This window comes from Aestuariivirga sp. (assembly GCF_037139295.1).
Taxonomy (GTDB): Bacteria; Pseudomonadota; Alphaproteobacteria; order Rhizobiales; family Aestuariivirgaceae; genus Aestuariivirga.
On sequence record NZ_JBAXGR010000022.1, the window covers coordinates 34,655 to 46,342 of the forward strand.

8 protein-coding genes are annotated in these 11,688 nt (G+C 65.2%); 3 read left to right on the plus strand and 5 right to left on the minus strand.

What is annotated here, in order from left to right; translation table 11 throughout:
* Positions 1–2: 2 nt before the first annotated feature.
* The 5 genes from WCJ41_RS08360 to WCJ41_RS08380 are packed head-to-tail and all read right to left on the minus strand — an operon-like array spanning position 3 to position 5,804.
* Positions 3–983: an ABC transporter ATP-binding protein gene (locus tag WCJ41_RS08360; protein ID WP_336905391.1), complete on the minus strand. Its 981-nt coding sequence runs from the start codon at positions 981–983 to the stop codon at positions 3–5.
* Positions 980–1,951: an ABC transporter ATP-binding protein gene (locus WCJ41_RS08365; RefSeq protein WP_336905392.1), complete on the minus strand. Its 972-nt coding sequence runs from the start codon at positions 1,949–1,951 to the stop codon at positions 980–982. Before WCJ41_RS08365 ends, WCJ41_RS08360 begins: the two co-directional genes overlap by 4 nt.
* Entirely contained in the window at positions 1,948–2,802 is an 855-nt protein-coding gene (locus WCJ41_RS08370; RefSeq protein ID WP_336905393.1) for an ABC transporter permease, read from the minus strand. Before WCJ41_RS08370 ends, WCJ41_RS08365 begins: the two co-directional genes overlap by 4 nt.
* Entirely contained in the window at positions 2,795–3,745 is a 951-nt protein-coding gene (locus tag WCJ41_RS08375; RefSeq protein WP_336905394.1) for an ABC transporter permease, read from the minus strand. Before WCJ41_RS08375 ends, WCJ41_RS08370 begins: the two co-directional genes overlap by 8 nt.
* A gap of 40 nt (positions 3,746–3,785) precedes the next feature.
* On the minus strand, positions 3,786–5,804 hold the full coding sequence (locus WCJ41_RS08380) for a CocE/NonD family hydrolase (protein ID WP_336905395.1): 2,019 nt from the start codon (positions 5,802–5,804) through the stop codon (positions 3,786–3,788).
* Between the two features lie 262 nt (positions 5,805–6,066).
* Here WCJ41_RS08380 and WCJ41_RS08385 point away from each other — a divergent pair, with 262 nt between their 5' ends.
* The 3 genes from WCJ41_RS08385 (at position 6,067) to WCJ41_RS08395 (ending at position 11,595) form a co-directional block, all read left to right on the plus strand.
* Positions 6,067–8,103 (plus strand): FAD-dependent oxidoreductase, encoded by a 2,037-nt coding sequence (locus tag WCJ41_RS08385; RefSeq protein WP_336905396.1) that lies wholly within the window; start codon positions 6,067–6,069, stop codon positions 8,101–8,103.
* A complete protein-coding gene (locus WCJ41_RS08390; protein WP_336905397.1) occupies positions 8,100–9,644 on the plus strand; it encodes a trimethylamine methyltransferase family protein in 1,545 nt (514 codons plus the stop codon). Before WCJ41_RS08385 ends, WCJ41_RS08390 begins: the two co-directional genes overlap by 4 nt.
* A 163-nt stretch (positions 9,645–9,807) precedes the next feature.
* A complete protein-coding gene (locus WCJ41_RS08395; protein WP_336905398.1) occupies positions 9,808–11,595 on the plus strand; it encodes an amidohydrolase in 1,788 nt (595 codons plus the stop codon).
* Positions 11,596–11,688: the final 93 nt, after the last annotated feature.

Genomic DNA, 11,688 nt, shown 5'->3' on the forward strand with positions numbered 1-11,688 from the left:
GTTTATGTTCTGGTTTCTTCGGCAAAATGGCATCGCACCATGCGGTCCGGTGTGATCATGTTGGGCTGGGGCTCCTCCACCGCGCAGCGCGGGCGGGCGAGCGGGCAACGGGCATGGAATTCGCAGCCCGAGGGCCTTGCGAGAACGCTCGGGATTTCGCCCTTCAGCGCAAGGTCGGCGCGGCGCTTCCGCGGATCAGCCTGCGGCTCCGCTGCGATGAGACTGCGGGTATAGGGGTGATAGGGCATCGCGAAAACCTCGCGCGTCGGGCCCCACTCCGCCATGCGGCCGAGATAGAGCACCGCCACGCGATCCGTCACGTGGCGGACCACGGCAAGGTTGTGGGTGATGATGAGAAAGCTCAGCCCCATGTCGCGGCGAAGGCCCGTCATCAGGTTGAGGATCTCGGCCTGCACTGAAACATCAAGCCCAGCCGTTGGCTCGTCGGCGATCACCAGCTTCGGCTTCAAGGCCAGCGCGCGCGCGACCGAAACGCGTCGTGCCTGGCCTCCCGACAATTCATGCGGATAGCGCTGGGCGATCGACGGGGCGAGACCAACGCGCTCCAGCATGATCTCGGCCGTCCTGTCGCCATCAGGCCGCGGCACACCATTGATCTCGAATGGCTCGATGAGCTGTGCCGCGACCTTGCGGCGCGGGCTGAGCGAGGCCACCGCATCCTGGAACATCAGGGCCGTTTGCTGCCGCACCTTCATGAAGTCGGTGCGGCTCTTCACTGGCCGGCCTTCGAAGCTGAGGCTGCCATCGGTGATATCGACAAGGCCCATCATGGCACGAGCCAGCGTACTCTTGCCGGACCCCGACTCGCCCACGAGGCCCAGCATCTCGCCGTGGCCGATGCTGAGCGACAGGGAGCTCAGGATTGTCATGCGCGGGGCTGACCCTGGCAACAGGCGTTGTAGGCCTGAGGCGGGACCGACGAGGTCAAGCGACACATTGTTCACGTCATAGAGTGCGCTCATGACAGCGCCTCATGGCAGCGTGCCCAGTGGCGCGGGCCTACTTCGACATAGTCCGGTGCCTCGTTGCGGCAGCGCTCGTGGGCGCGCGCGCAGCGGGCGGCGAAGCTGCAGCCCATGGGCGGGTTCACGAGATCGGGCAGGCGGCCGGGAATGGTGGGCAGAACCGGTGTCTGCTCATGCAGGTTGGCCGGATCGCAGGCAATCAGCGCCTGGGTATAGGGGTGGCGCGGCTGGTGATAGACGTCATCCGTCGAGCCTTCCTCCACCACCTCGCCCGCATACATCACATAGACGCGGTCGCAGAGTTCACCGACCACGCCCAGATGGTGGGTGACGATCACGATGGCGCCATTGTAGTCCCGCCGGAGTTCGCGCAGCAGATGGATGATCTGGGCTTCCATGGTGACGTCAAGTGCCGTCGTCGGCTCGTCCGCCACCAGCACCTGCGGCGCCATCAGCAGCGCCGCTGCAATGGCGGCACGCTGGCGCATGCCGCCGGACAGCTCATGCACATAGCGGTCGAGGCAGCGGACGGGATCGGAAATCCCCACCCGCTTCAGCATGGCGGCCGCCTGCTGGCGCTTCTCGGATTTGGAAAGTCCCTCGCGCTGGTCCTGGAAATCGACCAGCTGCTCGCCGATGGTCAGCACCGGATTGAACGAGGTCATGGGGTCCTGGAAGATCATGGCGATGTGCCGGCCGCGCAGGCGGCGCTTTTCCTCATCGCTCACCGACAGGATATCCCTGCCGTCGAACATCACCCCACCCGACGTCACCTTCGCATTGCGGGCCAGCAGATTGATGAGCGCGGAGGCGAGGGTGGACTTGCCGCAGCCGGACTCGCCGACGATGCCGATCGCCTCGCCCGCCCGCGCCTCGAGTGTAGCATGGCGCAGCGCCTGCAACGGGCCTTCCTCGCTGGCATAGGCGATGGAGAGATCATCGACCTTGATCAGTGGGGCACTCATGTGAGCGTCCGCAATTGCAGGCGCGGATCCAGCGCATCGCGCAGCGCCTCGCCGAGGAAGGTGAAGCCGAGCGTCGCCAGGATCAGCGGAATGCCCGCCACGATCACCATGCCCGGCGACTGGCGGAGCGAGACATAGCCATCATAGAGGATGTTGCCCCAGGAGGGGGTGGGCGGCTTGACGCCGAGACTGAGGTAGCTGAGCCCGGCCTCCAGCATGATGACGACCGGAATATCCATCGAGAGCACGACCAGCAATTGCCCGACCACATTGGGCAGCAGGTGGCGCAGGATGATGCGGGCGTTGGAGGCGTTCATCGCCTGCTCGGCCATGATGAAGTCGCTGCGCGTGAGGCTGAGCGTCTGGGCGCGGATGAAGCGCGCATAGCCGGGAATGGAAACGAGGATGATGACGAGGATCAGCGTCGCGGTGGAAGGCCCCAGCACCGTGATCACGGCAAGTGCGAACATGATCATCGGCAGCGATGTCATCGAGTCAAAACAGAGGATGAGGAGCGAGTCGAGCCAGCGCGGGCCATAGCCGGCAACGAGGCCCAGCAGGATTCCGGCGAGCCCCGCGATGCCAGTGGCGGTGATGGCGACGCCCAGCGCGGTGCGCGCACCATAGATGATGCGTGACAGGAGATCGCGTCCGAGCTGGTCCGTGCCTGCCCAATGGGCGAGGCTTGGGTTCGAGAACTTATGCATCACGTCGATCTTGAGCGGATCGTAGGGCGCGAGCCATGGCGCGAAGAGCGCCATGATGACGAATGTGAGCACGATGGCGCCACCCATGACGCCCAAAGGCTCGGCCAGGAGCGCGCGCCAGACATTGCGCTTGCCGCTAGCCACGGAGCGTGTCCCGGACGCGCGGATCGAGCTTGGCCATCAGCAAGTCAGCGAGCGTCACCACGGTGAGGTAGAAGGCCGTCATGAACAGCACACAGCCCATAACCACGGGGAAATCGCGCTTCTGCACGGCGGAGGTGATGAGCGTGCCGATGCCCGGCCGCGAGAACACCGTTTCGACGAAGACCGCACTCGACAGGATGGACCCGAAGCCCACCGCCACGATGGCGACGACCGGCACGATGGCAACGCGGAGCGCATAGCGCAGCACGATCTTCGCTTGCGTGAGGCCGAAGGCGCGCGCCGTGCGTACGTGGTTGGCCGCCATCACCTCCAGCATCGAGGCGCGCACGAGCCGCGCGAGATAGCCCACCCAGGTGATGGCGATGGCGGCGGCGGGCAGCACCACGGCGCGAAATTGGCTGCCCCAGTCACCCGCCTCGCCAGCGCCGATGGCCGGGAACCAGCCAAGCCACACCGCAAAGACAAGGAGCAGGTAAATCGCCACCACGAAGGACGGGATCGAGATCATGCTGACTGAGAGCACCGCGAGCACCCGATCAATGGTGCGGCCCTGCCAGACGACGGCGAGGCAGCCCAAGCCAATGCCCGCGATGAGTGCGATCGACATGGCCACCGCACCGAGGAACAAGGTGTTGGGGAAGACCTCGGCGATCATGTCGGTCACCGGGCGCTTGGACCACACGTCATAACCGAGATCGCCCGTCAGCGCGTTCCTGAAGAAGTTCCAGACCTGCACGTAGATCGGCTGGTCGAGGCCCATGCGCACCATGAGTTCGTGCTTCAGTTCCGGTGTGGCGCGGGGGCCTAAGGCCAGCGAGGCCGGGTCGCCCGGCACCAGGAAGACCATCGCATACATCGCCAGCATGACCACGAAGATGATCAGGACAGCAAGGCCGATGCGCTTGATGGCATAGCTCAGCACGGCTTCCCCTCAGCCTCCCTGCTTCGGACTTCGGCCTTGTTCAGACCATGTCGCGCGCGATGCGTTTCTCATGCCAGTGCCGTTCAAAGACCGTTTCGCCATTCTCGCCGATGGTGAGTTCCATCTGGATGATGAAGTGGGTGGCATCGCAGGTGAGCCTGCCCTTGCTGCGGTGGGTGATGGTGGCATCGGGCCGGACCATTTCCACGTCATATTCGGTGATGAGCGTTGCCGACAGCGGGTCACCGTCGATGATCTCGTAGCGTGCAAACGCGTTTGACCGCTGCACCTGGCCGATGTCGTGCATTTCCTTGGAATAGGTCCAGCGCGGGAAGTCCACCACCATGCGGCCTGACAGGAGGTCGCGCACCACGCGGCGCGGGTGCGTCTGCTCCACCTCATGGCGGGTGACGGGCGGCAGCGGGGCCATTTCCGGCGGATCGAAGACGCGGAGCTTCGCATCATCGGGGCTCGGGGGGCGGACGGGCAGGTTGAGTGCGGTCTCGCCGCAGAACACGTTGACGGTGGCGAGTTCCGGCGAAGGCCAGGCCACCGGCCAGTAGGTGGTGGAGATCGACACCGCGATGCGGTGGCCCGGCGGGAAGGCATGCGCAATATCGTCCATCTCGACCACCGCCTGGGCGCGCTGGCCCGGCACCAGCGGTTCCGGGTGCTCATGGCTGTCGCGGTGGGTGAGGTTCAGCAGCCCATAGGTGACGCGCGTCGAGCGGCCATCGGGGGCGACGTCGTTGAGGCGGGCACAGACCAGGGCCTGCGGCTTGTCGGATGAGAAGGACAGCGTGATGGTGGGCGCGCCGAGGATTTCCACACGCTCGGTGAGCGGCTCCGAGATGAAGACGAGTGAGCCGCCGTCATCCTCGCGCTGGTCGGGCGGCCATTCGGCATCGCCACCATAGCGGCCCACCTCGCCCGCTGCGACGCCGACCCACAGCGGCGAGCAGACGGACGATGATCCTTGGACAGATGATTTTGCGAGACTGCCACCTTGGTTAAGGAACAAAGCCTCGGTATGGATGCGCGGGCTCGGCCACTGCGCCTCGCCCACCCAGCGGCCGGGGCGTTCGTCATAGCAGGTCTGGGGCGGCACGCTTTCCTGCACCCAGGCGCGCAGCATCGGCTCGTTCATGATGCCGGTGTCACGGCCCTTCATCCAATGATCGCACCAGCGCAGCACCTCCTGCAGCCAGCCGATGGCGGGCTCGACCGCCACGTCATGCGGATAGGAATGAGCCCAGGGGCCGATGAGGCCGAGGCGCGGTACGCTCAGGCCCGCGAGCAGGCGCGGCACGGCCTCGGAATAATTGTCGGCCCAGCCGGAGACGGCATAGACCGGAACCTTGATCTTCGAAAAATCCTCGCAGACCGAGCCCTGTTTCCAGTAATCGTCGCGGCGCTGGTGGTTGAGCCAGTTGAGGATCCACGGCTCGTTGTGGGCCATGCGCTGGCGCCACATGTCGCGCCAGGCCTCGCCCACGATCTCCGGGTCAGGCGGCAGGTCATTGTGGGCGAACATGGTGGCAGACCAGTCGAAATTATCCTTCGACAGGCAGCCGCCGACCCAGTGGATGTCCGTGGCGTAGCGATCATCGGTGGAGCCGACCGTGATGATGGTCTTGAGGGCGGGTGGCTGGCGCGCCGCAATCTGCAGACCGTTGAAGCCACCCCATGAGATGCCGATCATGGCGACCTGGCCATCGCACCACTCCTGCGCGGCGATCCAGGCGATGGCGTCGCAGCCGTCCAGCTGCTCGCGAACGCTATACTCGTCGTCGATCAGGCCTTCGCTGTCGCCCGTGCCGCGAATGTCGAGGCGGATCGAGGCATAGCCGTGGCCGGCAAGGTAATGGTGCATGGCCTGATCGCGCGGGCGGGTGCCGTCACGCTTGCGATAGGGCAGATATTCGAGAATGGCGGGCACCGGCCCGGCGCCTTCGGGGAACCAGCCGCGGGCGGCAAGCCTTGTGCCATCGGGAAGCGGGATGAAGAAGTTCTCCACCACCCTCACGGCAAAGGGAAACTCGGTGCGCTCAGCCACCATGCAGACCTCTGTTGTTGTACGTATGTATAAAAGCTGCTTCCGGGCGGTCAACAGCTATGTTCGCAATGAAAATCCTCTAAAAGGAAAAAACTCCTTGACAGCGCGCGCTCGATGTGCTAGAAAGGCGTATTCTCCAGAAAAGTATCGAAATTGGTGCCCGCGGTGAGGAACCGGCGGCCTCTGCCCTCATGGCGCGAGGCCCCTGGTCTTGACCCGGCTGGAGAGCTCGTTTTACTATACAATCGTTCAACAGTGAGGCTCCATGGCACGCGACCCACGCTACGACATCCTTTTCGAGCCCGTGAAGATCGGCCCCGTCACCGCGCCGAACCGCTTCTACCAGACGCCGCATGCCATCGGGCTCGGCTGGCAGCGACCGCAGGCTGGCGCAGCACTTCGCGGCGTGAAGGCCGAGGGCGGATGGGGTGTGGTCTGCACCGAATACTGCTCCATTCATCCGACGTCTGATGATTCTCCCTATGGCTTCCTGACGCTGTGGGACGAGGACGACGTGGCTGCACTCGCCCAGACGGCGGACGCCATCCACGCCCATGGCAGCCTCGCAGGCATCGAACTCTGGCATGGCGGCTCGCATGCCTCGAACCGCTGGTCGCGCGTGCCGGGAATCGCGCCCTCCGTCATTCCCGCCATGTATCACCTGCCGACCACGGCGCGCGGCATGGACCTCACTGACATTCGCGCCTTCCGCGGCTGGCAGCGTGATGCTGCAATCAGGGCAAAGCGTGCAGGCTTCGACATCGTCTATGTCTATGCCGGCCACGACTACCTGCCCTTCCAGTTCCTGTCGCCACGCCACAACCGTCGCGCCGACCAGTATGGCGGCAGCCTCGAGAACCGCGTGCGGCTGCTACGCGAGATGATCGAGGACACGAAGGATGCGGTGGGTGACAGCTGCGCCGTGGCGGTGCGGCTTGCGGTGGATGAACTGCACGGGCCCGCCGGCATCACCTCGGAAGGCGAGGGCCGCGAGATCGTGGCGATGCTCGCCGAACTCCCCGACCTGTGGGACGTGAACGTGGCGGGCTCGCTGGGCAATGACTCGAAGTCGGCGCGCTTCAGTGCTGAAGGCTACCAGGAACCGCAGGTGGCCTTCGTGAAGACGCTGACGACCAAGCCCGTCGTCTCGGTCGGGCGCTTCACCTCGCCTGACGTGATGGTGAGCCAGATCAGGCGCGGCATCCAGGATTTCATCGGCGCGGCGCGTCCCTCGATCGCCGACCCCTTCCTGCCCACCAAGATCCGCGAAGGGCGCGAGGACGAAATCCGCGAGTGCATCGGCTGCAACATCTGCCGCGCGGCGAACAATGAAGGCGTTCACCTGCGCTGCACACAGAACCCGACCATCGCCGAGGAATGGCGGCGCGGCTGGCATCCGGAGAAGATCGCCACCTATCCCAAGCGCGATAAGGTGCTGGTTGTCGGAGCCGGCCCGGCAGGGCTGGAGGCAGCGCTGAGCCTCGGCCGGCGCGGCCTCGACGTGACGCTGGCCGACCGCAACGGGAAGCTGGGCGGGCGGATCCTGAACGAGAGCACCCTGCCCGGCCTTTCGACATGGATTCGCGTGCGCGACTGGCGGCAGCACATGATCGCGAAGCTCAACAATGTCGCGGTGTTTCCCGGCAGCGAGATGACGGCAGATGACATCGCAGGTTTCGGCGCCGAGCACGTGGTGCTGGCCACGGGTGCAAAGTGGCGGCGCGATTGCATCGGCGTGAACGGCATGGACGTGCTGGACCTTGCCAGGGCGCTGACGCCCGATGACGTGTTTGCCGGGGCCGCGATTTCGGGCGCCGTCGTGATCTATGACGACGAGCACTACTTCATGGGTGGTGCCCTGGCGGAGAAGCTGGCCCGCGCGGGACACAACGTGACGCTGGTGACGCCCAATGCATCCGTATCGAGCTGGACGGCGATGACCGACGAGATCGGCTTCCTGCATGCGCGGCTGCATGAGCTGGGGCTTGGCATGCAGACGGGCCGCCTGCTGCTGGAGCACGGCAAGGGGCGGGTGAGGCTTGCCTGCACCGCGTCAGGCAAGGAGAGCGAGCTGGCCTGTGACACGCTGATCGTTGCGACGGGGCGGGTGCCGGATGATCGCCTCCACCATGAGCTTGCTGCCGTGCCGCGCGCCTTCACGCTGCACCGCGTGGGTGATTGCATGCAGCCCTCTTCGATCGCCGATGCGATCTATTCCGCCCACCGCTTCGCCCGTGAATTCGGGGAAGAGGCCGTTGCCGTGCCGCGCCGTGAACGCCCGCCTGTGAAGGATTTCGCATGAGCAACACCGAAACCACCGATGCCCGCCAGCGCCGCAGGCCCGCGCGCAACGCGCGCATCAGCGGCGAGCTGCACCAGCGGCCCTTCGGGCGGGTGATCCGGCCCTACAAGCCCATTGAGGTGCTGAGCGCTGACAACGTAGCAGCTCTCCACGAGACGGCCCTGAAGGTGCTTCGCGACATTGGCATGCGCGTGCTGGAAGATGATGCGCGCGACCGCTTCCGCAGGGCGGGTGCGGTGATCGACGGCGACAATGTGCGCCTCGACCCCGCCATGGTGGCCGAGCACCTCCGGACCGTGCCGCAGAGCTTCACGCTTGTGGCGCGCAACCGCGCGCGCTCGCTGCACATCGGCGGGGACGACGTGGTCTTCGCCTCGGTGGGCGGCCCGGCCTATGTGATGGACAATGACCGCGGGCGGCGCGACGGCACCCATGCCGAGATGTGCGACTACCTGAAGGTGATCCAGTCGCTCGACATCCTGCACCAGGAGGGCGGCGGACCTTTCGAACCGATGGACCTTCCCGCCAACACCCGCCACCTCGACCTCTACCGCGCGCAGATCACCGTTCTGGACAAGAGCTGGCAGACGCAGACGCTGGGCCGGGCGCGCACCATGGACGGGCTGATCCTCGGGGCGCTGTCGCTGGGCCTGTCGATGGACGAACTCCGGGACACGCCCGCCCTGCTCGGCATCATCAACACCAATTCGCCGCTGCAACTGGACATTCCCATGGGCGAAGGGCTGATCACTATGGCAGAGCACGGGCAGGTGAACGTCATCACGCCCTTCACGCTGGCCGGTGCCATGAGCCCGGTGACGCTGGCGGGCGCGCTCGTTCAGCAGCATGCAGAGGCGATGCTCGGAATCGTTCTGACGCAGATCGTGCGGCCAGGCGTTCCCGTGATGTATGGCGGCTTCACCTCGAACGTCGACATGCGCTCAGGCGCACCCGCCTTCGGCACGCCCGAATATGCCAAGGCGGCGCAGGCCTCGGGCCAGCTGGCGCGCCACATCGGGGTTCCGTTCCGCTCCTCCAACGTGAGTGCGGCAAACGAGGTCGATGCGCAGGCGGCCTATGAAAGCCAGATGTCGCTGTGGGGCTCGGTGATGGGGGGCGCGCACCTGATCGAGCATGCGGCGGGCTGGATGCATGGCGGCCTGACGGCGAGCTTCGAGAAGCTGATCCTCGATGCCGAGCTCCTGCAGATGATGGCCGCCTATTGCGACCCGGTGGTCGTCGATACCGAGAGCCTGGCGCTGGAGGCGATCCGCGACGTGGGGCCGGGCGGGCACTTCTTCGGCACGCCGCACACCATGGAGCGCTACCAGACGGCGTTCTATTCGCCGCTGCTCTCCAACTGGGATAACCATCCCGCCTGGCTGCAGCGCGGTTCAGTCGATACGCGCACGCGGGCCAACGGCATCTGGAAGCAGCTGCTGCGCGACTATGAGCAGCCGCCGATCGACCCGGGAGTGCTGGAAGAAATCGACCGCTTCATCGCCCGGCGCAAGGCCGAGGGCGGCGCGCCCATGAATTGAGGCGGTCGCCGCTGCTTCACGTCCGACTTAATACTCCTGTCGTTTTGGACAGGCTACAGTTGTGCGCACCTCATTATATTGAACTTGTTGTCAATTGACTCGGCATGCACCCTCCAAGTAACTGGCGCAGTGTCATTGCATCGTCTTTCAAGGGAGCCTGCCCATGTGCCGCGCCTGCGTCAGTCCGCTCATCGCCCATCCCTCGCTCTTCGACCAGCCGCTGGGTTTTGCCGGCCTGCAGCCCATCGCACCGACACGCCGGGGCTTCATGGCGCTGTCGACCGCCGGGCTGCTGGGGGCGAGCCTGCCGCTGATCGGCGCGACACGCGCCCGTGCCGCGAGCGACGGCACGGTGGACACGATCTTCAAGGGTGGCACCATCGTCCCCGTGGCCGGGGCCCCCGCGGCGGAGGCCATCGCCGTGAGCGGCGGCAAGATCGTCAAGCTGGGTGCGGCCTCCGACATCATGGCGCTGGCCACCGCCAATACCAAGATCATCGACCTGCAGGGTCGCAGCCTGCTTCCTGGCCTCATCGACCCGCATAACCACACGGTGCTCTCGGCACTCTACCTCGAACTCCTGACCGACATCGGTTACCTGAAGAACAAGACCCGCGAGGACGTGCTCAACAACCTGCGCCAGCTCGTCGCCAACGCGCCGGAAGGCCAGTGGGTGCTGGTGTCCAACTTCGACAACCTGCTGCAGGGCGGCGACCTCTCCCGCGAGGTGCTGGACAGCATCTCGACGAAGCATGCCATCTTCGTGTGGTACACCAATGGCCATGATGCCTGCGTGAACAGCCTGGCACTGCAGCTGGCCAAGATCCCGGAAGACATCGGCGAGTTGCCGGGCGGCAGCCATTTCGGCCGCGGGCCGGACGGCAAGCTGAACGGCCTCGTCTATGAGGAGAGCGGCATGCTCAAGGTGATCTCGGCGGGCATGCCGAAGATCACGCCGCAGCTTGCCACCAAGGCCATCAACACCTTCCTGCAGTCGGTGGCGGCGAGCGGCAACACGCTGGTGCATGAGCCCGGAACACTGAAGTCCGAATGGATCGAGCCCTTCACAAAGATCGCGGCGCAGGCGCCGGTGCGCACCAGCGCCAGCCTGATGTATGAGGACATCAAGGGCTTCGAGCCCTATCGCAAGCTGGGGCTGGGCGCGCGCGCGGCTCAGCTGCCCGACACGCTATTCATGCTCTATGGCGTGAAGATCGTGGGCGACGGCTCGAACCAGACGCGCACCGGTGCCCAGACCCAGCCCTATCTCAACGAAACCTTCTCCGGCACTACGAACTTCGATGCCGCGCAGATGAAGGAGATGGTGGCCGACGTGAAGGCCGCGGGCCTTCCGGTTCTCATCCACTGCAACGGTGACCGCACCATCGACATTGCCCTCGACGCGATCGAGGCGGGCTATGGCAGCTCGAGCGAATTCGGCATCAACCGCATCGAGCACGCGACGATGCTGCGGCAGAACCAGATCGAGCGCATGAAGAAGCTCAACGTGGAGCCGAGCTTCCTGATGAACCACGTGACCCTCTATGGCGCGGCCTACCGCGACCAGCTGTTCGGACCCGAGCGTGCGAATTTCATGGACCCGGCAGGGGCCTGCGCCAAGGCGGACCTGCGCTTCACGCTGCATTCCGACTCGCCCTGCTCGCCCGTGGGCTCGCTGCGCCTCATGCAGACGGCGGTGACGCGCATCTGCGAGATCGACAATTCGGTGATCGGCGCCGACCAGACGGTCACCGCGCAACGCGCGCTCGAGGCGATCACCATCGACGCGGCGCGACAACTTGGGCTTGCAGATCGCCTCGGTTCGCTAGAAAGTGGCAAAGACGCCGACTTCACGATTCTCGAGGACAACCCGCTGACGGTCGATCCCTCCAAGATCTCCGCCATCAAGGTCAGCGAGACGTGGGTGGCGGGCGAAAAGAAGTTTGGCTGACGAGATAACAGATTGCGGGGGGTGAGGATGATGAGGAAATATTTGTTTGCGGCTGCTTTCGCGGTTGTTGCCGCTATCGGGGCGTGCCCCGCG